This window comes from Amycolatopsis pittospori (assembly GCF_013870525.1).
Lineage (GTDB): Bacteria > Actinomycetota > Actinomycetes > Mycobacteriales > Pseudonocardiaceae > Amycolatopsis > Amycolatopsis pittospori.
The window spans coordinates 1-18,730 of record NZ_JACBXD010000121.1 but is presented as its reverse complement, the minus strand read 5'-3'; the positions used below and the strand labels follow the sequence as shown (position 1 = coordinate 18,730).

At 67.0% G+C, this 18,730-nt stretch carries 30 protein-coding genes; 3 read left to right on the top strand and 27 right to left on the bottom strand.

Annotation, left to right across the window (positions count from 1 at the left end):
* Positions 1–55: 55 nt before the first annotated feature.
* The 3 genes from eccE (at position 56) to H5J31_RS36635 (ending at position 3,172) form a co-directional block, all read left to right on the top strand.
* On the top strand, positions 56–1,237 hold the full coding sequence (eccE, locus tag H5J31_RS36645) for a type VII secretion protein EccE (RefSeq protein ID WP_181777252.1): 1,182 nt from the start codon (positions 56–58) through the stop codon (positions 1,235–1,237).
* Positions 1,234–1,956 (top strand): hypothetical protein, encoded by a 723-nt coding sequence (locus tag H5J31_RS36640; protein WP_181777247.1) that lies wholly within the window; start codon positions 1,234–1,236, stop codon positions 1,954–1,956. Before eccE ends, H5J31_RS36640 begins: the two co-directional genes overlap by 4 nt.
* 256 nt (positions 1,957–2,212) lie before the next feature.
* Positions 2,213–3,172, top strand: a complete 960-nt coding sequence (locus tag H5J31_RS36635; RefSeq protein WP_181777251.1) for an endonuclease domain-containing protein — start codon at positions 2,213–2,215, stop codon at positions 3,170–3,172.
* On the opposite strand, the gene truA is transcribed toward H5J31_RS36635, so the two are convergent.
* The 27 genes from truA to rplP form a co-directional block, all read right to left on the bottom strand.
* Positions 3,142–3,975: a tRNA pseudouridine(38-40) synthase TruA gene (truA, locus tag H5J31_RS36630; RefSeq protein WP_236005606.1), complete on the bottom strand. Its 834-nt coding sequence runs from the start codon at positions 3,973–3,975 to the stop codon at positions 3,142–3,144. The two genes, H5J31_RS36635 and truA, sit on opposite strands and share 31 nt — an antisense overlap.
* A gap of 73 nt (positions 3,976–4,048) precedes the next feature.
* On the bottom strand, positions 4,049–4,612 hold the full coding sequence (rplQ, locus tag H5J31_RS36625; protein WP_181777246.1) for a 50S ribosomal protein L17: 564 nt from the start codon (positions 4,610–4,612) through the stop codon (positions 4,049–4,051).
* A 75-nt stretch (positions 4,613–4,687) separates the two neighbouring features.
* Positions 4,688–5,761 carry a DNA-directed RNA polymerase subunit alpha gene (locus H5J31_RS36620; protein ID WP_005166811.1) on the bottom strand — a complete coding sequence of 358 codons (1,074 nt, stop codon included), beginning with the start codon at positions 5,759–5,761 and terminating at the stop codon, positions 4,688–4,690.
* A 127-nt stretch (positions 5,762–5,888) separates the two neighbouring features.
* Positions 5,889–6,494, bottom strand: a complete 606-nt coding sequence (gene rpsD / locus H5J31_RS36615) for a 30S ribosomal protein S4 (protein WP_037314696.1) — start codon at positions 6,492–6,494, stop codon at positions 5,889–5,891.
* A gap of 23 nt (positions 6,495–6,517) precedes the next feature.
* A complete protein-coding gene (gene rpsK, locus H5J31_RS36610) occupies positions 6,518–6,925 on the bottom strand; it encodes a 30S ribosomal protein S11 (protein ID WP_004558885.1) in 408 nt (135 codons plus the stop codon).
* An 18-nt stretch (positions 6,926–6,943) separates the two neighbouring features.
* On the bottom strand, positions 6,944–7,129 hold the full coding sequence (locus tag H5J31_RS36605; RefSeq protein ID WP_004558884.1) for a hypothetical protein: 186 nt from the start codon (positions 7,127–7,129) through the stop codon (positions 6,944–6,946).
* The gene (gene rpsM, locus H5J31_RS36600) at positions 7,126–7,506 is read right to left on the bottom strand and encodes a 30S ribosomal protein S13 (RefSeq protein ID WP_005166805.1); all 381 of its coding nucleotides are present in this window, start codon (positions 7,504–7,506) and stop codon (positions 7,126–7,128) included. The genes H5J31_RS36605 and rpsM overlap by 4 nt, the downstream gene beginning before the upstream one ends.
* A 205-nt stretch (positions 7,507–7,711) precedes the next feature.
* Complete coding sequence (gene rpmJ, locus H5J31_RS36595; RefSeq protein ID WP_004558882.1) at positions 7,712–7,825, bottom strand: 50S ribosomal protein L36; 114 nt, start codon at positions 7,823–7,825, stop codon at positions 7,712–7,714.
* Positions 7,826–7,861: 36 nt separating this feature from the next.
* Entirely contained in the window at positions 7,862–8,083 is a 222-nt protein-coding gene (infA, locus tag H5J31_RS36590; protein WP_005166804.1) for a translation initiation factor IF-1, read from the bottom strand.
* Between the two features lie 478 nt (positions 8,084–8,561).
* A complete protein-coding gene (gene map / locus H5J31_RS36585) occupies positions 8,562–9,338 on the bottom strand; it encodes a type I methionyl aminopeptidase (protein WP_181777245.1) in 777 nt (258 codons plus the stop codon).
* A 44-nt stretch (positions 9,339–9,382) separates the two neighbouring features.
* Positions 9,383–9,937 carry an adenylate kinase gene (locus H5J31_RS36580; RefSeq protein WP_181777244.1) on the bottom strand — a complete coding sequence of 185 codons (555 nt, stop codon included), beginning with the start codon at positions 9,935–9,937 and terminating at the stop codon, positions 9,383–9,385.
* Positions 9,934–11,241: a preprotein translocase subunit SecY gene (gene secY / locus H5J31_RS36575; protein ID WP_181777243.1), complete on the bottom strand. Its 1,308-nt coding sequence runs from the start codon at positions 11,239–11,241 to the stop codon at positions 9,934–9,936. Before secY ends, H5J31_RS36580 begins: the two co-directional genes overlap by 4 nt.
* A gap of 322 nt (positions 11,242–11,563) precedes the next feature.
* A complete protein-coding gene (locus tag H5J31_RS36570; protein ID WP_181777242.1) occupies positions 11,564–12,196 on the bottom strand; it encodes a LysE family translocator in 633 nt (210 codons plus the stop codon).
* A gap of 50 nt (positions 12,197–12,246) precedes the next feature.
* Complete coding sequence (locus H5J31_RS36565; RefSeq protein ID WP_328701703.1) at positions 12,247–13,035, bottom strand: hypothetical protein; 789 nt, start codon at positions 13,033–13,035, stop codon at positions 12,247–12,249.
* A gap of 333 nt (positions 13,036–13,368) precedes the next feature.
* On the bottom strand, positions 13,369–13,815 hold the full coding sequence (gene rplO / locus H5J31_RS36560; RefSeq protein WP_005166797.1) for a 50S ribosomal protein L15: 447 nt from the start codon (positions 13,813–13,815) through the stop codon (positions 13,369–13,371).
* On the bottom strand, positions 13,812–13,997 hold the full coding sequence (gene rpmD / locus H5J31_RS36555) for a 50S ribosomal protein L30 (RefSeq protein ID WP_005166796.1): 186 nt from the start codon (positions 13,995–13,997) through the stop codon (positions 13,812–13,814). Before rpmD ends, rplO begins: the two co-directional genes overlap by 4 nt.
* Position 13,998: 1 nt before the next feature.
* Positions 13,999–14,643: a 30S ribosomal protein S5 gene (gene rpsE / locus H5J31_RS36550; protein ID WP_005166795.1), complete on the bottom strand. Its 645-nt coding sequence runs from the start codon at positions 14,641–14,643 to the stop codon at positions 13,999–14,001.
* A gap of 34 nt (positions 14,644–14,677) precedes the next feature.
* A complete protein-coding gene (gene rplR, locus H5J31_RS36545; protein WP_039795639.1) occupies positions 14,678–15,076 on the bottom strand; it encodes a 50S ribosomal protein L18 in 399 nt (132 codons plus the stop codon).
* 2 nt (positions 15,077–15,078) lie between these two features.
* A complete protein-coding gene (gene rplF, locus H5J31_RS36540) occupies positions 15,079–15,615 on the bottom strand; it encodes a 50S ribosomal protein L6 (protein WP_181777241.1) in 537 nt (178 codons plus the stop codon).
* Between the two features lie 16 nt (positions 15,616–15,631).
* Complete coding sequence (rpsH, locus tag H5J31_RS36535) at positions 15,632–16,030, bottom strand: 30S ribosomal protein S8 (RefSeq protein WP_181777240.1); 399 nt, start codon at positions 16,028–16,030, stop codon at positions 15,632–15,634.
* An 80-nt stretch (positions 16,031–16,110) separates the two neighbouring features.
* Entirely contained in the window at positions 16,111–16,296 is a 186-nt protein-coding gene (locus tag H5J31_RS36530) for a type Z 30S ribosomal protein S14 (RefSeq protein ID WP_005166789.1), read from the bottom strand.
* Between the two features lie 4 nt (positions 16,297–16,300).
* Complete coding sequence (gene rplE, locus H5J31_RS36525) at positions 16,301–16,864, bottom strand: 50S ribosomal protein L5 (RefSeq protein WP_007031042.1); 564 nt, start codon at positions 16,862–16,864, stop codon at positions 16,301–16,303.
* A 2-nt stretch (positions 16,865–16,866) separates the two neighbouring features.
* Positions 16,867–17,181: a 50S ribosomal protein L24 gene (gene rplX / locus H5J31_RS36520; protein ID WP_181777239.1), complete on the bottom strand. Its 315-nt coding sequence runs from the start codon at positions 17,179–17,181 to the stop codon at positions 16,867–16,869.
* Positions 17,182–17,184: 3 nt separating this feature from the next.
* On the bottom strand, positions 17,185–17,553 hold the full coding sequence (gene rplN, locus H5J31_RS36515; RefSeq protein ID WP_005166785.1) for a 50S ribosomal protein L14: 369 nt from the start codon (positions 17,551–17,553) through the stop codon (positions 17,185–17,187).
* Between the two features lie 75 nt (positions 17,554–17,628).
* Positions 17,629–17,907, bottom strand: a complete 279-nt coding sequence (rpsQ, locus tag H5J31_RS36510; protein WP_005166784.1) for a 30S ribosomal protein S17 — start codon at positions 17,905–17,907, stop codon at positions 17,629–17,631.
* Positions 17,904–18,152, bottom strand: coding sequence for a 50S ribosomal protein L29 (rpmC, locus tag H5J31_RS36505; RefSeq protein ID WP_007031040.1), 249 nt, complete (start codon positions 18,150–18,152; stop codon positions 17,904–17,906). The genes rpsQ and rpmC overlap by 4 nt, the downstream gene beginning before the upstream one ends.
* Entirely contained in the window at positions 18,152–18,571 is a 420-nt protein-coding gene (gene rplP / locus H5J31_RS36500; RefSeq protein ID WP_004558864.1) for a 50S ribosomal protein L16, read from the bottom strand. The genes rpmC and rplP overlap by 1 nt, the downstream gene beginning before the upstream one ends.
* Positions 18,572–18,730: the final 159 nt, after the last annotated feature.

The following is an 18,730-nucleotide window of genomic DNA, read 5'->3' as shown; positions in this document are numbered from 1 at the left end:
GATCGCCGCGCCGGCGCGACGCCGGACCGGTGGGATCAACCTCGGCCCGCTGCCTGTGGCGAACCTCGTCGCGCTCGAACTCGGTCTCGCGATCGGGCTCGTCCTGCTCGCGATCGACATGAAGCTGAAGTACATCGCGATCGGCGTGCTCGCCGTCGGGATCATCGTCGCCTTCCTGCGCTGGGGCGGCCGCTGGTTCACCCAATGGGCTGGACTCACCATGCGGTACACGTTCCGTTCGCACGATCGTGTGGCGAATCCGCTCCCGCCGAGCAGTATCGAGGCGCTCGCCGCGGAAGAGGACGCCGTCACCGGCCCCGATGACGCCCGGGTGAACCTGCTTCGCCTCGCCGTTCCCGATCTCGTCGTCGCGCACGGCGTCGACCACGAGCGCCAGCAGGTCGGCCTCGCGTGGAACGACGGGACGTGGACCGCGGTCCTGCTCGTCGAGCCCGCCCCCGGGCTGATCACCCAGGCCGGTGGCGCGCCGAGCCTGCCGCTGTCCGCGCTCGCGCCGTGCCTCGAAGACCGCGGGGTGGTCCTCGACTCGATCCAGATGATCTGGCACTGCTACCCCGGTAGCGCGGCACTGCCGTCGGATTCGCCCGCGCTCAGCTCCTACATGGAGGTGCTCGGCCCGCTTCCCGCGGCCGCGCGCCGGACCACCTGGGTCGCCATCCGGCTCGACCCGCGCCGGTGCCCGGCGGCCATCCGCGAACGCGGCGGCGGCGTCGTCGGTGCGCACCGTGCGTTGATCGGTGCGCTGTCCCGGGTTCGCAACGCCCTGGAATCGCAGGGTGTGCCGACCCGGCCGCTGGATCCGGACGAGCTGCTGCGGTCCAGCATTTCGGCCGCGGAACTGACCGCGGTCGCCGGTTCGCCCGCGAAGGTCGGTCTGCAGGAGCGCTGGACCGGCGTCACCGCGGCAGGCATCGGGCACGCGAGCTACGCGATCACCAGCTGGCCGAAGGGCAAGATCAGCGGCAGCCTGAACGCGCTGACCAGTGTCCGCGCGCTGTCGGCGACGGTGGCGATGTCGATCTCGCCGTCCGCCGACGAGGGCAAGATCGGCCTGCGGGGCATCGTGCGCCTGAGCGCGCGGAACCCGCGTGAGCTGGACGCCGCCGATCAGCGGCTGCAAGGAATCTCGGACCGGCTGGGTGTGGCGCTGACGCCGTTGCGCGGCCTGCAGATCTCGGCGTTCGCCGCGACGCTGCCGATCGGAGGCACGGCATGAGCACCCGTATGCGTGACGCCGGGCAGAACGCCGGTGTCGCCCCGGAATTCACCGTCGACCCGGCGATGCTCGACGCGATCAGCCCGTCCGGCGACCGGGGCGGGATCGTCCTCGGGTCCGGGCTCAAGGGCGAGCCGCTGACGATCTCCGCGCTGCGCTCGACGCCGACCCGGATCGTGCTGGTCGGCGGGCTGTACTTAGCGCGGCAGGTGGCGCTGCGGGCGATGGCCGTCGGAGCGTGGGTCGTCGTGGCGACCGGCCGCCCGGCCGCCTGGCAGATCCTCCCCCAGGCGGCGGGCAACCAGCCCAACGGCAGGCCGTCGCCGCTGGTGCAGATCCGGCGGCTGTCGCCGGTGGACCTGCCGCGGCCGTCCGAGGACGCGCCGCTGCTGGTGGTGACCGACGGCGGACCGACGCCGCAGGACCTGTTCCCGCCGCGGTCGCCGTGGCAGACAACGGTCTACGTGCTGCCGTACCTGCACCCGCAGGCCGGGGCGACCGCGAACGCGGCGGATCTGGTGCTGATGCAGCGGCTCCCTCCCGGGCAGGCCGAACTGGCCGCGCGGATCTGGCGGCTTCCGCCGCAGATGATGAAGCAGCTCACGACGCTGAAGGACGACCAGGTCGTCGCCCTGGGCCGCAACCTCTGGCGTCCACTTCGCCTGGTCACCACCGCGAAAGAGCAGCAGATCCTGGGCCCGGTGCGCCGAGGCGACTGACCCGCCCCGCCTCGCGTTTAGCGGGCTAATCGCGCTCCCTGGGGGCACTGTCCACATCGGACAGTGCCCCCGTTTTGCGTCCCGCCCCAGATCGCGTTTAGCCCGCGAAAGTCGCTCTGGGGCGGACGCGGCACGGGGCTTGGGACGTCAAGGGGCGATCGTGCCGGCTGTGGACAAGCCGGGGGTTGTGGACAAGTCGGCTCAGGAGAGCCGCCGTGGCGGGGTCTTGTCGGTCGCGACGATCACCGTGTCGTACATGACCAAGCCATTCGATTCGTCCCACCTCCCCGACGTCTTCCGCGGCTCCGAGGCGCGCAAAGCGGGCCTCATCACGGCGAGCCAGTTACGCGGTTCCGGTGTCCGGAGGCTGTTCCAAGACGTCTACGCACCCGCCCACGTCGAAGTCACGCACGAGCTGCGATGCCGGGGAGCCGCATTGCTGGCACCCGCGGAAGCCGTACTGACCGGCCGCTCGGCCGCGACCGTGCACGGCGTCGAGCTGGCGAAGCCCAACGACCCGGTCGAAATGATCGTCCCGGAGAAACAACGCTTCGGCCCGATCGTCGGCATCAAGGTCCGGCGCACCGAGGTCAAACCCGAGGAATCGCGGCCGTGGAACGGCATTCGTATCGCGCGCAAGACCCGAATCGCGGTCGATCTGCTTCTCCGGCTTTCTCCTCGCAAGTTCGGCTGGGTGCGCCGGCTTCGTATCGGAGTGCCGGATCTGGACCAGTTCATGCGCGCCGAGAAACTGACCGACCTGCATCTCAACGCGGAGTTCTACGGCCGCCGCAATCGGGGAATCCGCTTGGCCAGACGGGCTTTGTGGCTTTCCGACCCTCGTTCGGAATCGCCCCCGGAGTCGGAGCTGCGCGTCGTCCTGGCTGCAGGCGGCATCGCGGCGAAACCTCAGCTCGAGGTCTTCTCCCGCGATGGCCATTTCATCGCCCGGCTGGACCTCGGGGACGACAAGTTCAAAGTCGCCATCGAATACGACGGGCGATGGCATAACACCCCGAAGCAGCAAGCCCATGACCGAAAGCGCCGAAGACGTGTGGAGGCGGAAGGCTGGCGCTTCGTCATCGTCACCGCCGACGACCTGGCGAACGACTTCGAAGGCATCGTCGAGGCCGTCTGGCGAGCGCGCCGCAGCGCGATTAGCCCGCTAACTGCGCCACGTCCGGGTCAGGAGGGGGTGCGCATGGCGCGCGTTTGATCGGCCCGGGCGGCGAGTTCGGCGTCCGGCGGATAGTCGACGGCCATGAGCGTGAGGCCGTGCGCTGGAGCGACCGCGCTGTCGCGCGTACGGCTCTCCAGGACGTCGCCAGGCCAGTCCAGCGGACGACGGCCGTCGCCGACCAGGAGCAGCGCCCCGACCAGGCTCCGCACCATGGAGTGGCAGAACGCGTCGGCGGAGACGGCGACCTCGACCGCGTGCGGTCCGGTCCGCCGCCAGACGAGCCGCTGCAGCTCTCGAATGGTCGTCCCGCCCTCGCGCTGCTTGCAGAACGCCGCGAAGTCCTGAAGCCCCAGCAGAGACTCCGATGCCTCGTTCATCGCGTCGATCGAAAGCGGCCGTCCCCAAGCCAAAGTGTCGTGACGCCTCAAGGGATCCACGCCCCACGGCGCATCCGAGACGCGGTAGAGATAGTGCCGCCGCACAGCGGAGAACCGTGCGTCGAAGCCGGGAGCGGCCACTCGGGCTCCCAGCACCCGCACGTCACCCGGCAGGTACCGATTCCAGCGGTGGCACATCCGCCCCAGGTCGGGGATTCCTTGCTCGTCCACTTCCAGGCGACCGGATCGCGTTTCGCCCGCTAAAGGCGAGACGTCGACGTGGACCACCTGGCCGGCGGCGTGCACACCGGCATCGGTGCGGCCGGCGACGACGACGGACTTCGGGACAGAAGCTCCTGGCGGCTGCTTCGCGAGGGCCTCTTCGAGGACGCCCTGAACGGTGCGTCGCCCGGGCTGCCGCGCCCAGCCGGAGAAATCGGTGCCGTCGTAGGAAACATCCAGACGCAGACGAACGAGCCCGCCCTCCGCAGTGGGAGTGGCGGGCTCGTCCGGGGTGTTCGGTGCTGTCAGGACGTCAGTCCTTCTTGCTGTCCGCGTCCGCGGCGGGGGCCTCAGTGGCCTCGTCGGCGGCGGGAGCCTCGGTGGCCTCCGGAGCCTCGGTGGCGGCCGTGTCGGCAGCCTCAGAAGCCTCGGTGGTCTCCTCGGCAGCCGGAGCGGCGGCCTTCGGCTCGTCCTTCGCGAACTTCGTCTTGCGCGCGGCCTCGGCCTCGGCGGTGACGGTCTTCTCGGCCACCAGCTCGATGACGGCCATGGGGGCGTTGTCGCCCTTGCGCGCCATCGTCTTGGTGATCCGGGTGTAGCCACCCGGACGCTCCGCGAAGAACGGACCGATCTCGGCGATCAGCTTGTGCACGACGTCCTTGTCGCGCACGACACGCTGGATCTGACGACGGTTGTGCAGGTCGCCCCGCTTCGCCTTCGTGATCAGCTTCTCGGCCAGCGGGCGCACCCGCCGGGCCTTCGCCTCGGTCGTCGTGATCTTGCCGTGCTCGAACAGCTGGGTGGCCAGGTTGGCCAGGATCAGCCGTTCGTGCGCGGGCGACCCGCCGAGACGGGGTCCCTTTGTGGGGGTGGGCATCGGTTCTCCTCGTTCAGCTCACAGCTGGAGGCCGGGGCTCCCCCACCCCTACCGGTGAGGGAGCCGAAGCTGGCCTTACAGCTGCTCCGTCTCTGCGTAGTCCTGGCCATCGTCGTGGCCGTTGTCCGAAATTCCGTCCGTGATGCTGTCGACGCCCTCGGACCAGCCTTCACCGTCGTAGCTGGCCGCTGCTGCGGTCGGGTCGAACCCGGGCGGGCTGTCCTTCAGCGCGAGGCCGAGACCGACGAGCTTGAGCTTGACCTCGTCGATCGACTTCGCACCGAAGTTGCGGATGTCCAGCAGGTCGGCCTCGCTGCGCGAGACCAGTTCGCCGACGGTGTGGATGCCCTCGCGCTTGAGGCAGTTGTACGACCGGACCGTGAGGTCCAGGTCCTCGATCGGCATCGCGTAGGCGGCGATGGTGTCCGCCTCCTGCGGCGACGGGCCGATCTCGATGCCTTCGGCGTCGACGTTCAGCTCGCGCGCGAGACCGAACAGCTCCACCAGCGTCTTACCGGCCGACGCGACAGCGTCCCGCGGCGTGATCGACGGCTTCGTCTCCACGTCCAGGATCAGCTTGTCGAAGTCGGTGCGCTGCTCGACACGGGTCGCCTCGACCTTGTAGGTCACCTTCAGCACCGGGGAGTAGATGGAGTCGACCGGGATCCGGCCGATCTCCGCGCCCGCCTGCTTGTTCTGCAGGGCCGGAACGTAACCGCGGCCGCGCTCGACGACGAGCTCGATCTCGAGCTTGCCCTTGCCGTTCAGCGACGCGATGTGCAGATCCGGGTTGTGCACGGTGACACCGGCCGGGGGCACGATGTCGGCGGCCGTGACCTCACCGGGGCCCTGCTTGCGCAGGTACATGGTGACCGGCTCGTCCTCTTCCGAGGAGACCACGAGCTCCTTGAGGTTCAGGATGATGTCGGTGACGTCTTCCTTCACCCCGGGAACGGTGGTGAATTCGTGCAGCACGCCGTCGATGCGGATGCTCGTCACGGCCGCGCCCGGGATGGACGACAGCAGCGTGCGACGCAGCGAGTTGCCGAGCGTGTAGCCGAAGCCGGGCTCCAGCGGTTCGATGGTGAACCGGGAGCGGGTCTCGTTGACCGTCTCTTCGCCGAGAGCCGGTCGCTGGGAAATCAGCATCTTTCCTTATTCCTTTCCAAACGGCGCCCGCCATATGACACCGAAAGGGATGGCGAAGCGGCGGCACACTCCGGGTGCCGCCGCCCGTGCCCACACCGGGCCGGGGAAACCCCGGCCCGGTGATGGATCACTTCGAGTAGAGCTCGACGATCAGCTGTTCCTGAACCGGAACGTCGATCTGAGCGCGCTCCGGGAGCTGGTGGACCAGCACACGGAGGTTGGACGGAACAACCTGGAGCCACGCGGGAACGGGACGCTCGCCGAACGACTCCTTGGCAGCGACGAAGGGCAGCATCGCGAACGACTTCGGCCGCACGTCGATGATGTCCCACTTGCTGACCTGGTACGAGGGCACGTTGACCTTGACGCCGTTGACCACGAAGTGGCCGTGGCTCACCAGCTGACGCGCCTGACGGCGGGTGCGGGCGATGCCGGCGCGGTAGATCACGTTGTCCAGACGGGACTCGAGGATCTGCAGCAGGTTCTCACCGGTCTTACCGGGACGCCGGACGGCTTCCTTGTAGTACCGGACGAACTGACGCTCGAGAACGCCGTAGGTGTAGCGAGCCTTCTGCTTCTCCTGCGACTGCAGGAGGTACTCGGACTCCTTGATGCGCCCGCGGCCGTGCTGGCCCGGCGGGTAGGGGCGACGCTCGAAAGCCTGGTCGCCGCCGATGAGGTCAACCTTGAGGCGACGCGAAATACGCGTCGCGGGGCCGGTGTAACGAGCCATTTCTTCTTACTCCTCCCCGTTCCTCAGACCCGGCGCCGCTTGGGCGGGCGGCAGCCGTTGTGAGGCTGCGGGGTCACGTCCTGGATGGTGCCGACCTCGAGGCCGGCCGCCTGCAGCGAGCGGATCGCCGTCTCGCGGCCCGAACCCGGGCCCTTCACGAAAACGTCGACCTTCTTCATGCCGTGCTCGGCAGCCTTGCGGGCGGCGTTCTCGGCGGCCATCTGCGCGGCGAACGGGGTGGACTTACGCGAGCCCTTGAAGCCCACGTGACCACTCGACGCCCACGCGATCACGGCACCGGTCGGGTCCGTGATCGAGACGATGGTGTTGTTGAAGGTGCTCTTGATGTGCGCGTGGCCGTGCGCGACATTCTTCTTTTCCTTACGGCGGACCTTCTTGGCCCCCGCCGCAGTACGAGACTTCGGTGGCATGTTCTGAGGGTTCTCCTGTTAGCGCGCGTTCTCTTGGTGAGCGGCGACCGCTTCGGCCTGACCGCGACGGATGATCGATCCGGCGTCGGTGTACAGGTTGCGGAGCGCCATCGGGCGGGCGTAGAGCGCCTTGGGCGAGACACAAGCCGAGCCGCGACGGTGAACGCCGCCCATCTGCACGACCTTCTTGCCCTGGACGCTCACTTCTTGCCAGCCTTCTTCTTGCCGGCGACCGTCTTCTTCGGACCCTTACGGGTGCGGGCGTTCGTCTTGGTGCGCTGACCACGGACGGGAAGTCCGCGACGCCAGCGAAGGCCCTCGTAGCACCCGATCTCGATCTTCCGACGGATGTCGGCGTTCACCTCACGGCGAAGGTCACCCTCGACCTTGAAGTTCTCCTCGATGTAGACCCGCAGCTTGGCGAGGTCGTCATCGCTCAGATCCTTGACGCGAGTGTCCGCGTTGAGCTCGGCAGCAGCGATGAGCTGCTTGGAGCGGGTACGGCCGATGCCGTAGATGTAAGTCAGCGCGATCTCCAACCGCTTTTCGCGGGGGAGGTCTACGCCAGCGAGTCGTGCCATTGGCGTTGATGCTCCTTCATAGAATTCATCTTCAGGTCTGCTCCCCGTCCGGTCCCGGGACCGACTCGCCTGTCGTGCCCTCGGCTCGCGCTTCGGGTGTCCCGGCCCCGGCCTGAAGTCCGGGGGTGAACCGGGCCGTTCGCACGGCCCGGCAGGTGCGGGGAGATTGTGTAGCCGTCAATCCACTCTGAACGAGTGCGAGTGATCAGCCCTGCCGCTGCTTGTGCCGCAGGTTCTCGCAGATCACCATGATCCGGCCGTGACGGCGGATCACCTTGCACTTGTCGCAGATCTTCTTGACGCTCGGCTGGACCTTCACGTCTCCTGCTCTCCTGCTTGTGCTAACTCGTCGTGATCACTTGTAGCGGTAGACGATGCGACCACGAGACAAGTCGTAGGGCGAGAGCTCCACGACAACCCTGTCCTCGGGCAGGATGCGGATGTAGTGCTGCCGCATCTTGCCGCTGATGTGTGCAAGGACCTTGTGGCCGTTCTCCAACTCGACGCGGAACATCGCGTTGGGGAGCGGCTCGACTACGCGGCCTTCGACCTCGATGGCCCCGTCTTTCTTGCCCATGTCCTCCGCATTTCCTGTCGCTACGCTGTGTTATCAGTCAGAGCTTGAGTGCTTGGCTGGGTGGTGCTTCGGCACACTCCACCCCGGCTCCAATGTCCGTTCGCGAGAATTCACGAGCGCGCAGGATCCGGGCGCGATGAGTACACCGACTTGACAGTGTACGCAACCCGTGTCGTGAGCCCCAAACGGGGGGTAACTGTGTTAGGTGACCCCTGAGCCCGCTGGTAGCAGCGCCTTCCATCATACGCCCCCGCCGACCTGCGTTTAGCGGGCTAATCGCGCTCTGGCGGGCCCGTGACCTGGCGCGTTCGCCGGGCGAGGTGCACCCGATGGGGGCAATGCGCGGAGGCTCAGCGGCGGGCCCGGGCGCTACGCCGACCAGCGGGCGGACCTGCGTTTAGCGGGCTAATCGCGCTCCGGTGCCCCACCTGCGTTTAGCGGGCTAAACGCGATCTGAAGGGGACCGGGCGGGGAGGGATCAGGCGTCTTCGGGGGCGGTCAGCACCCAGGGACCGTCGTCGGTGATGGCGACGGTGTGTTCCCAGTGCGCGGCGCGCGAGCCGTCCGCGGTCACGACGGTCCAGCCGTCGTCGAGTTCGACGGTCTCACCGCCACCACCGGTGAGCATGGGCTCGATCGCGAGCGCCATCCCGGTCTTGAGCCGCGGACCCTTGCCCGGCTTGCCGAGGTTCGGCAGGAACGGGTCCATGTGCATCTGACGGCCGATCCCGTGACCGCCGTACTCGACGATCATCCCGTACTCGATGCCGTCTTCCCGGCTCGCCTTCTCGGCCGCGGTCTGCACGGCGTGCGAGATGTCGGTGAGCCGGCCACCGGCCGACACCGCGGCGATACCGGCCCACATCGCGGCCTCGGTGGCCGCCGAAAGCGCGAGATCCGCCTTCGACACCTCACCGATCGCGAGGGTGACGGCGGAGTCGCCGTGCCAGCCGTCGAGGATCGCTCCGCAGTCCACCGAGATGATGTCGCCCTCGTCGAGCACCTGCGTCTTCGACGGGATGCCGTGGACGATCTGCTCGTTCACCGAGGCGCAGATCGACGCCGGAAAGCCGTGGTACCCCTTGAAGGAGGGCACCGCGCCGGCGTCGCGGATCGTCTGCTCGGCGAGTTCGTCGAGATCGGCCGTGGTCGCCCCCGGCTTGGCGATCTCGCGCACCGCGGTGAGGGTGCGCCAGACGACCAGACCAGCGGCGCGCATCGCCTGAAGCTCGCCAGGGGTCTTGATTTCGATCATGCGTCCACGACGAAGCCGTTGCAGTACACGCAGTCCTCCGAGATTCACGTGCGGTCGCGCAGCGCTTCCAGCACGCGGGCGGAGATCTCGTCGACCGTGCCGACGCCGTCGACCGTGACCAGTTTGTCCGCGTAGTACTCGAGCAGCGGAGCCGTCTCCGACACGTAGATCTGCTGGCGACGACGGATGACGTCTTCCGTGTCGTCCGAGCGGCCGCGCGAAAGCAGCCGCTCGACGACGACGTCTTCCGAGACCTGAAGCTGGATGACCGCGTTCAGCTCGGTGTCGACCTCGCTGAGGATCTCACCGAGGACATCGGCCTGCTTCGTGTTGCGGGGGAAGCCGTCGAGCAGGAAGCCGACCTTGGCGTCCGGCTCGGCGAGACGTTCACGCACCATCTCGTTCGTGACCGAGTCGGGCACGAGTTCACCGGAATCCAGGTAGCGCTTGGCTTCCTGGCCCAGCGGCGTCTGCTCGCCCACGTGGGCGCGGAACAGATCACCGGTCGAGATGTGCGGGATCCGGAGCTTCTCCGACAGTGCTACCGCCTGAGTACCTTTGCCCGCGCCAGGAGGGCCAACGAGAACCAGGCGCGTCACTTCAAGAACCCTTCGTAGTTACGTTGCATCAGCTGGCTTTCGATCTGCTTCACGGTGTCGAGACCGACACCGACCATGATCAGCACAGCCGTGCCACCGAACGGGAAGTTCTGGTTGTTCCCGCTACCGGTGACGGACAAGAAGAAGTTCGGAAGGATCGCGATGATGCCCAGGTACAGCGAGCCCGGCAGGGTGATCCGGCCGAGGACGTAGCTGAGGTACTCCGCGGTGGGTCGGCCCGGGCGGATACCCGGGATGAAGCCACCGAACTTCTTCATTTCTTCCGCACGCTCGTCCACGTTGAACGTGATCGTGATGTAGAAGTACGTGAAGAAGATGATCAACGCGAAGTACAGCAGGACGTGCGCCCAGCTGGACTGGTTGACGATGTAGTTCTGGATGAAGACCTGCCAGCCGGAGTTGCTGTTGGGGTCGCCGACGAGGCGGGCGATCAGGTCCGGCAGGTAAAGCAGCGAAGAGGCGAAGATGACCGGGATGACACCGGCCTGGTTCACCTTGATCGGCAGGTAGGTCGAGGTTCCGCCGTACATGCGGCGGCCGATCATGCGCTTGGCGTACTGCACCGGGATCCGGCGCTGCCCCTGCTCGACGAAGATGACGCTGGCGATGATGACCAGGCCGAACACACAGATCAGGGCGAAGACGACGCCACCCGCGCTGCTGAGGATGTTGCCACCCTCGATCGGGATACGGGCCGCGATGTTCAGGAAGATCAGGACGGACATGCCGTTGCCGACGCCGCGCTCGGTGATCAGCTCACCCAGCCACATCATGACGGCGGTACCGGCGGTCATCGTGACGACGATGATGGCCAGCGTGTAGACGCTGTTGTCCGGGATGATCGCGGTGTCGCACTGCGGGAAGAGCTGCTTGCGGTCGGCGAGCGCCACCACACCGGTGGCCTGCAGGATCGCGAGGGCGATCGTCAGGTACCGGGTGTACTGGGTCAGCTTGCCCTGGCCGGCTTGGCCTTCCTTCTTCAGCTCCTCGAACCGCGGGATGACCACGGTGAGAAGCTGGACGATGATGCTCGCCGTGATGTACGGCATGATGCCGGTCGAGAACAGCGACAGCTGCAGCAGCGCACCGCCGCTGAACAGGTTCAGCAGCTGATAGACGCCCTCCTGCGACCCGGTCTCCGTACATTGCTGGACAGCGGAGTACGAGATGCCCGGGGCCGGAATGGTGGCACCGATTCGGTAGACCGCGACGATGGCTAGCGTGAACAGGATCTTCTTACGTAGATCCGGCGTCGCGAGAGCCGAGCGGAAGGCGCTGAGCACGCGGGGGACCTCCTCGGCGTCGTCGGCTGTCTTACCGACGATCGGCTTGGCCGACCTGGGGCCGGCGGGAACACACAGCTTTCTGGCACAAGCCAGGAACGCTTCGGGGCACACTCGTCCCGAAGCGTGTCGCCGACTCTAACAGCTTCACAGGGCGTGTCCGCAGTGCGTGTGGGTTTTCCGAACGAAGGTTGGTCCGGGAGGTTGATCGACTTCCTCTTTTTGCTCCGTGACCTTGACAGAACGCCTTGCCGTTCCTCACTTTCCGACCCCCTTCAGATCGCGTTTAGCCCGCTGAACGCGCTGTGATCGGGAGCCGGGATCAGGAACTGGAAGTAGCGAGAGCTCCCGCCAGGCCGAGGAGTACGACGCCCGTGCCGCGGTCGACGTTGCGAGTCGCGCGGCGGGACAGCCGGAGCGACTTCACGAGCGACCCCGCTCCGATGTAGGTCGCGCCCGCGACGAACTCGGCGAGCAGGTAGATGGCGCCAAGAATCGCGATCTGGGCGGAAAATGAGCCGTGAGCTGGGTCGATGAACTGAGGTACGAACGCGGTGAAGATGAGGATCGCCTTCGGATTCGTGATCGCGACGACGAATTCCTTCCTCGCTATCCGCAGTGCCGGAACGGGTTCGGCGGTCTGCTCCCCCGGGGCCACCGTGGTCCGTTCACCGCGGAACGTCGACCACAGCAGCCGTCCGCCGATCCAGACGAGGTAGGCGACGCCCGCCCATTTGATCACCGTGAGTGCAAGTTCGGACGCCGCGAGGAGCTGCCCGAGCCCCGCCGCGACAGCCGCGATCAACACCGTGAACGCGGCCAATCGGCCTAACAGGCCGGCGAGCCCTTTCCACACACCCTGCGTCATGCCGTGGTGCAGGCCAAGCAGGTTGTTCGCCCCTGGCGTAAAAGCCACGAGCACCGCCGCACCGAAAAAGACCACCGCCCAAGTCATCGGCCACCTCCTCCCCCACCGTATCGGCCGGCGCGAGCGCGTTTAGCGGGCTAATCGCGCTCTTTGGGGCCGGGATCCGGCGGCGGCGCGAAGGCCGAATAGTCCGGCGGCGGCGCGGTCTGCGGCTCCGGCGGGAGCACCATGATCGAGATGCCGTCCTTCGGCGTGGGCATGTCGGCGAGACTCGGGTCGTCGGTCACCGGGATCGCGTCCTCCTCGACGCGGTGACTCATGACCGCCGCACCCACCGCGGCGACGGCGGCGGCCAGAAGCGCCCACATGCCCGCCTCGAGCGTTGTCGCCGATTCGATGTTCGGCGCGATGCCCACGCCGATGCCCAGCATCCCGATGGTCAGCACAGTCCCGGCGAGGAACACCGCAGCGCTGGTGGTCAACCACCGGTCGAGGGCACTCGGCGGCCGCAGGTAAGCCGCCCGGGCGCTGACGAGCAAGGCGGCCAACAGCACGGCCGCGGCGATCAGCAACGAGACACCGATCGGCGCCGACGACTGCTCGAACGGCTCTCCAGCTTGGATGAACTCAGACCCCCACGCGCTCTGCACCGTCACCAGCTCGAAGCTTCCGTCCCGGTCGAAGTCGGCTCGGTGCTCCGTGCGGAAGAGCGGGAAGAAACAGCCGACGAGGGTCAGGACCATGGCCAGCGCCGCCAGGCCCGCCGCGACCAGCCGGCGCGGCTCGGTCTTCTCGTATCGCTCCGAGATGCCCGAGGGACCTGCGGCGTCGGTGGAGCTTGTGGGGCCCGACACCGACACGACCGTCGGCGGGGCGTCCGGCTGCTGCTGGAAGGGCTGCGGATCCTGCCCTGAAGGTGTGTCCACCTCCCGATCCTTCCAGCCCGGCCCCCTGTCCGCCACGCTCGCCACCGCCGTGGCCGACCTGCGTTTCGCGGGCTAACTGCGATCTGGGGCGGGGGCGCTTGGGCGACCGAAGGATCGCGATTAGCCCGCGAAACGCAGGTGCGCGGCGGTGCTGGGGAGAAGGGGCCGGATGACGTTTAGCCCGCGAAAGTCGCTCTCGGCGCGGGGCGCCCGGCCGGCCGCCGGATCGCGATTAGCCCGCGAAACGCAGGTCGTCGCCGCCGGGGGCAGCGCAAGCGAAAGGCCCGCCGGGCGGAGCCGGGCGGGCCTTTCGGTGAAGCGAGCGAAGAAAGCTCAGAGCGTGGTGGCGGAGCCACCGGCGGCGGAGAGCTTCTCCTTGGCGGAGCCGGAGAAAGCGTCGGCGGTGACGTCCAGCTTGACGCCGTTCAGGTCACCGTTGCCGAGCACCTTCACGAGCTTGTTCTTGCGAACAAGACCCTTCGCGACGAGCTCCTCGTTGCCGACCTTGCCACCGTCCGGGAAGACGCGGGCGATGTCGCCCAGGTTCACCGGCTGGTACTCGGTACGGAAGCGGTTCTTGAAGCCGCGAAGCTTCGGGAGCCGCATGTGGATGGGCATCTGCCCACCCTCGAAACCGGCGGGCACGTTCTTCCGGGCCTTGGTGCCCTTGGTACCGCGACCGGCGGTCTTGCCCTTCGAGCCCTCACCACGGCCGACGCGGATCTTGTCGCGCTTCGCGCCCGGAGCCGGACGAAGGTGGTGGATCTTGATGGCAGTCATGCCTTGACCTCCTCGACCTCCACCAGGTGGCGGACCGTGTGGATGAGGCCGCGAACCTGGGGGGTGTCTTCACGCACGACGCTCTGGCGGATCTTGCGCAGCCCGAGGGTGCGCAGCGACTCGCGGTGAGCGTGCTTCGTGCCGATCTTGCTCTTGACCTGGGTCACCTTGAGCTGAGTCATGTCAGACCCCCTGGCCCGCACGCTGACGCAGCATCCGAGCCGGCGCGACGTCCTCGAGCGGGAGACCGCGGCGAGCCGCGACCTCTTCGGGACGCTGCAGACCCTTCAGGGCCGCCACGGTCGCGTGCACGATGTTGATCGCGTTGTCGGAGCCGAGCGACTTCGACAGCACGTCGTGGACACCCGCGCACTCCAGCACCGCGCGGACCGGACCACCGGCGATGACACCGGTACCGGCCGAGGCCGGACGCAGCAGCACGACACCGGCGGCTTCCTCACCCTGGATGGGGTGGGGAATGGTGCCACCGACGCGGGGAACGCGGAAGAAGTTCTTCTTCGCTTCCTCGACGCCCTTGGCGATGGCCGCGGGAACTTCCTTGGCCTTGCCGTAGCCGACGCCAACCTGACCATCGCCGTCACCGACGACGACGAGGGCGGTGAAGCTGAAGCGACGACCACCCTTGACGACCTTGGCGACGCGGTTGATCGTCACGACCTTCTCGAGGTGCGGGGTCTTTTCCTGGCCGGCCCCGCCACGGCCGCTGTCGCGCCGGTCCCGGCGGTCGCGACGGTCATTGCGGTCGTTGCCGCCCTGCCCGCCGGGTCCGCCCTGGCCGCCGCCGAATTGCCGTGTACGTCCCGGCATCAGGCTTTCCTTCCATTCACGAGCATCATCTGCATCAGAACTCCAACCCCGCCTCACGGGCAGCGTCGGCGAGAGCCGCGATGCGGCCGTGGTAGGCGTTGCCACCACGGTCGAACACCACGGTCGAGACACCGGCGTTCTTGGCGCGAGCGGCAAGAAGTTCCCCGACCTTGGCGGCCTTGGCCTTCTTGTCGCCGTCCAGCGCGCGAACGTCCGCCTCGAGGGTGGACGCCGACGCCAGGGTCTTGCCGACGAGGTCGTCGATCAGCTGCACGGCGATGTGCCGCGACGAACGCTTGACGACCAGACGCGGACGCTGGTCCGTGCCGTTGATCTTCTTGCGGAGCCGGAAGTGCCGACGGGCCTTCGCGACGCGGCGGCGGGTCGAGATGTCCTTGCCGACCGGCTTGCGCTTCGTAGTCGTGTCGCTCATGATCACTTACCCGTCTTTCCGACCTTGCGGCGGATCTTCTCACCCTCGTAGCGCAGGCCCTTGCCCTTGTACGGGTCCGGGCGGCGCAGCTTGCGGATGACCGCGGCGATCTGGCCGACCTTCTGCTTGTCGATGCCCGAGACCGAGAACCGGGTGGGGGTCTCGACCTTGAAGGTGATGCCTTCCGGGGCCTCGATCTTCACCGGGTGGCTGTAGCCGAGGGCGAACTCGAGGTCCGAGCCCTTGGCCTGCACGCGGTAACCGACGCCGTGGATTTCGAGCTTCTTCTCGTAGCCCTGGGTCACACCGACGACGAGGTTGTTGACCAGCGTCCGGGTGAGACCGTGCAGGGCACGGCTGGTGCGCTCCTCGTCGGGACGCTTCACCTGGAGCGTGCCGTCGGCCTGCTCCACGGTGATCGGCTCGGCGATGGTGTGCTCAAGGGTGCCCTTGGGCCCCTTGACCTTGATCTGCTGACCAGTGATGGTCACCTCGACCCCGGAGGGGACGGCGACCGGCAGCTTTCCAATGCGTGACATGTCTGTGCCCCCTTCCTTACCAGACGTAGGCGAGGACTTCGCCGCCCACGCTGTTGCGCTTGGCCTGACGATCGGTCTGGAGGCCGGACGACGTCGAGATGATCGCGACGCCGAGGCCACCGAGAACGTTCGGCAGTTCGGTCGATTTTGCGTAGACCCGCAGGCCGGGCTTGGACACGCGGCGGAGGCCGGCGATGCTGCGCTCACGGTTGGGGCCGTACTTCAGCTCCACGATGAGGTTCTTGTGCTTCTCGCCCGGCTCGTCGCGGTAGCCCGCGATGTAGCCCTCGCGCTTGAGGATCTCGGCGATGTTCGCCTTGATCTTCGAGTGGGGAAGCACGACCTCGTCGTGGTACGCCGAGTTCGCGTTACGCAGACGGGTCAAGAAGTCTGCGATGGGGTCGGTCATCGTCATGGTGACCTGTCAACCTTTCTCGCCCTGGTTCCCCACACTCTCTGTGGGGCCTGTGGCGAAGTGGGAGTTAAAAAAGACTCTTACCAGCTGGACTTGCGGACGCCGGGCAGCTCGCCCGCGTGTGCCATCTCGCGAAGGCAGATCCGGCAGAGCCCGAACTTGCGGAACACCGAGTGCGGGCGACCGCACCGCTGGCAACGCGTGTAACCGCGAACCTTGAACTTCGGCGTCTTCGCGGCCTTGTGGACCAGTGCTTTCTTGGCCATCGACTCAGTTCTCCTTGAACGGGAAGCCGAGCTTGCGAAGCAGCGCGCGGCCCTCGTCGTCGGTGTTGGCGGTGGTGACGACAGTGACGTCCATACCGCGCGGGCGGTCGATGGCGTCCGGGTCGATCTCGTGGAACATCGACTGCTCGTTGAGACCGAACGTGTAGTTGCCGTTGCCGTCGAACTGCTTCGGCGAAAGCCCGCGGAAGTCACGGATACGCGGCAGCGCGATGGTCAGCAGCCGGTCGAGGAACTCCCACATCCGGTCGCCGCGCAGCGTGACGCGCGCACCGATCGGCTGGCCCTCACGCAGCTTGAACTGCGCGATGGACTTGCGAGCCTTGCGAACCTCGGGCTTCTGCCCGGTGATCGCGGCCAGGTCGCGGATGGCGCCTTCGATCAGCTTGCTGTCACGGGCGGCGTCACCGACACCCATGTTCACGACGACCTTGACGACGCCCGGGATCTGGTGGACGTTCTCGAAGGAGAACTCCTGCTGGAGCTGTCCCTTGATCTCCTCGCGGTACCGCACCTTGAGGCGCGGAGCGATCTTCTCTGCGGTGGTCATGATCAGATGTCCTTACCGTTCCGGCGCGAGACCCGGACCTTCTTGCCGTCCTCGCCGATGCGGTAGCCCACCCGGGTCGGCTTGCCCTCGGAGTCGACGACCATCACGTTCGAGACGTGGATGGGCGCTTCCTGAGTGACGATGCCGCCGGACTGCGCGCCGCGCTGGGTCTGGGAGATCCGCGTGTGCTTCTTGATCCGGTTCACGCCCTCGACCAGCACGCGCTCGCGCTCGGGGTAGGCCTGGATGACCTTGCCCTTGGCACCCTTGTCCTTGCCGGCGATGACGACGACCGTGTCGCCCTTCTTCACCTTCATGCTCTACAACACCTCCGGCGCGAGCGAAATGATCTTCATGAACTTTCGGTCGCGCAGCTCGCGGCCCACCGGGCCGAAGATGCGGGTGCCACGGGGCTCATTGTCGTTCTTGATGAGCACAGCAGCGTTCTCGTCGAAGCGGATGTAAGAACCGTCCGGACGACGGCGCTCCTTGCGCGTGCGAACGATGACCGCCTTGACGACGTCACCCTTCTTCACGCCGGCAGCCGGCATGGCGTCCTTCACGGTGGCGACGATGATGTCGCCGATACCCGCGTAGCGCCGCCCCGAGCCGCCGAGAACGCGGATGCAAAGGATTTCCTTCGCGCCCGTGTTGTCGGCAACCCGCAGCCGCGACTCCTGCTGGATCACGTCAACTCCTGTATGTCGCGCTGGTTCTCGCTAACGCGAGCCTTGCGGAACTAAGGGACTCAAAAAGAGCCCTACTTACTTGGCCTTCTCCACGATCTGCACCAGACGCCAGCGCTTGGTCGCCGACAGCGGGCGGGTCTCCATCAGGGTGACCCGGTCGCCCACGCCCGCCTCGTTGTTCTCGTCGTGCACCTTGACCTTGCTGGTGCTGCGGAGAACCTTGGCGTAACGACGGTGCTTCTTGCGGTCTTCGAGCTCGACCACGATCGTCTTGTTCATCTTGTCCGAGACGACATAGCCCTCACGGACCTTACGGTCGTTGCGGCCGGCCGCCTCGGTGGGCTGCTCGCTCATGCGGCACCTTCACTCTCGGCGTCAGGGGAAACGGACAGGCCGAGTTCACGCTCGCGCATGACCGTGTAGATCCGCGCGATGTCCGTGCGGACGGTGCGCAGACGGCGGTTGTTGTCGAGCTGTCCGGTCGCCATCTGGAAGCGGAGGTTGAAGAGCTCCTCCTTGTATTCCTTCAGACGCAGAACGAGCTCTTCCGCGGTGAGCTCACGCAGCTCCGATGCCTGGGCAGCACCTGCCTTCGCCATCAGAACTCACCACCTTCACGGGTCACGATGCGGCACTTCATGGGCAGCTTGTGGATCGCGCGACGGAGCGCCTCACGGGCGGTCTCCTCGTTCGGGAACGAGATCTCGAACATCACGCGGCCCGGCTTCACGTTGGCGATCCACCACTCGGGCGAACCCTTACCGGAACCCATGCGGGTTTCCGCCGGCTTCTTGGTCAGCGGGCGGTCCGGGTAGATCGTCGTCCACACCTTGCCGCCACGCTTGATGTGACGCGTCATGGCGATACGAGCGGACTCGATCTGCCGGTTGGTCACGTAGCTGTGCTCAAGCGCCTGGATGCCGTACTCGCCGAAGCTCACCTTCGTACCGCCCTTGGCGGCACCGTGGCGCTTCGGGGAGTGCTGCTTCCGGTGCTTGACCCTGCGCGGGATGAGCACGTGTCAGCCCTCCGTCTTTTCTGCAGTCTCAGCAGCCGGGGCCTCGGTGGCCGCGGGGGTCGCGTCGTCGCTCTTGGCGGCGGCGGCAGCCCGGCCGGCTTCGGTCGAGGTCGGCGTCGTGCCCGACGCGCCGGAACGGCGCGGGCGGCTCGAAGTACC

Bases quoted from the DNA above. Each gene is read 5' to 3' on its own strand.
- H5J31_RS36570 (WP_181777242.1), bottom strand. From the start codon at position 12,196: ATGACTTGGGCGGTGGTCTTTTTCGGTGCGGCGGTGCTCGTGGCTTTT.
- infA (WP_005166804.1), bottom strand. From the start codon at position 8,083: ATGGGCAAGAAAGACGGGGCCATCGAGGTCGAAGGCCGCGTAGTCGAG.
- rplR (WP_039795639.1), bottom strand. From the start codon at position 15,076: ATGAGCGACACGACTACGAAGCGCAAGCCGGTCGGCAAGGACATCTCG.
- H5J31_RS36635 (WP_181777251.1), top strand. From the start codon at position 2,213: ATGACCAAGCCATTCGATTCGTCCCACCTCCCCGACGTCTTCCGCGGC.
- rpsE (WP_005166795.1), bottom strand. From the start codon at position 14,643: ATGCCGGGACGTACACGGCAATTCGGCGGCGGCCAGGGCGGACCCGGC.
- rpsM (WP_005166805.1), bottom strand. From the start codon at position 7,506: ATGGCACGACTCGCTGGCGTAGACCTCCCCCGCGAAAAGCGGTTGGAG.
- rplO (WP_005166797.1), bottom strand. From the start codon at position 13,815: ATGACTGCCATCAAGATCCACCACCTTCGTCCGGCTCCGGGCGCGAAG.
- H5J31_RS36620 (WP_005166811.1), bottom strand. From the start codon at position 5,761: ATGCTGATTTCCCAGCGACCGGCTCTCGGCGAAGAGACGGTCAACGAG.
- rpmC (WP_007031040.1), bottom strand. From the start codon at position 18,152: ATGGCGAAGGCAGGTGCTGCCCAGGCATCGGAGCTGCGTGAGCTCACC.
- map (WP_181777245.1), bottom strand. From the start codon at position 9,338: ATGATCGAAATCAAGACCCCTGGCGAGCTTCAGGCGATGCGCGCCGCT.
- rplQ (WP_181777246.1), bottom strand. From the start codon at position 4,612: ATGCCCACCCCCACAAAGGGACCCCGTCTCGGCGGGTCGCCCGCGCAC.
- H5J31_RS36640 (WP_181777247.1), top strand. From the start codon at position 1,234: ATGAGCACCCGTATGCGTGACGCCGGGCAGAACGCCGGTGTCGCCCCG.
- rplX (WP_181777239.1), bottom strand. From the start codon at position 17,181: ATGAAGGTGAAGAAGGGCGACACGGTCGTCGTCATCGCCGGCAAGGAC.
- rpmD (WP_005166796.1), bottom strand. From the start codon at position 13,997: ATGACTCAGCTCAAGGTGACCCAGGTCAAGAGCAAGATCGGCACGAAG.
- rpsQ (WP_005166784.1), bottom strand. From the start codon at position 17,907: ATGAGCGAGCAGCCCACCGAGGCGGCCGGCCGCAACGACCGTAAGGTC.
- rpsH (WP_181777240.1), bottom strand. From the start codon at position 16,030: ATGACGATGACCGACCCCATCGCAGACTTCTTGACCCGTCTGCGTAAC.
- H5J31_RS36530 (WP_005166789.1), bottom strand. From the start codon at position 16,296: ATGGCCAAGAAAGCACTGGTCCACAAGGCCGCGAAGACGCCGAAGTTC.
- rplF (WP_181777241.1), bottom strand. From the start codon at position 15,615: ATGTCACGCATTGGAAAGCTGCCGGTCGCCGTCCCCTCCGGGGTCGAG.
- rpsK (WP_004558885.1), bottom strand. From the start codon at position 6,925: ATGCCACCGAAGTCTCGTACTGCGGCGGGGGCCAAGAAGGTCCGCCGT.
- rplE (WP_007031042.1), bottom strand. From the start codon at position 16,864: ATGACCACCGCAGAGAAGATCGCTCCGCGCCTCAAGGTGCGGTACCGC.
- rpsD (WP_037314696.1), bottom strand. From the start codon at position 6,494: ATGGCTCGTTACACCGGCCCCGCGACGCGTATTTCGCGTCGCCTCAAG.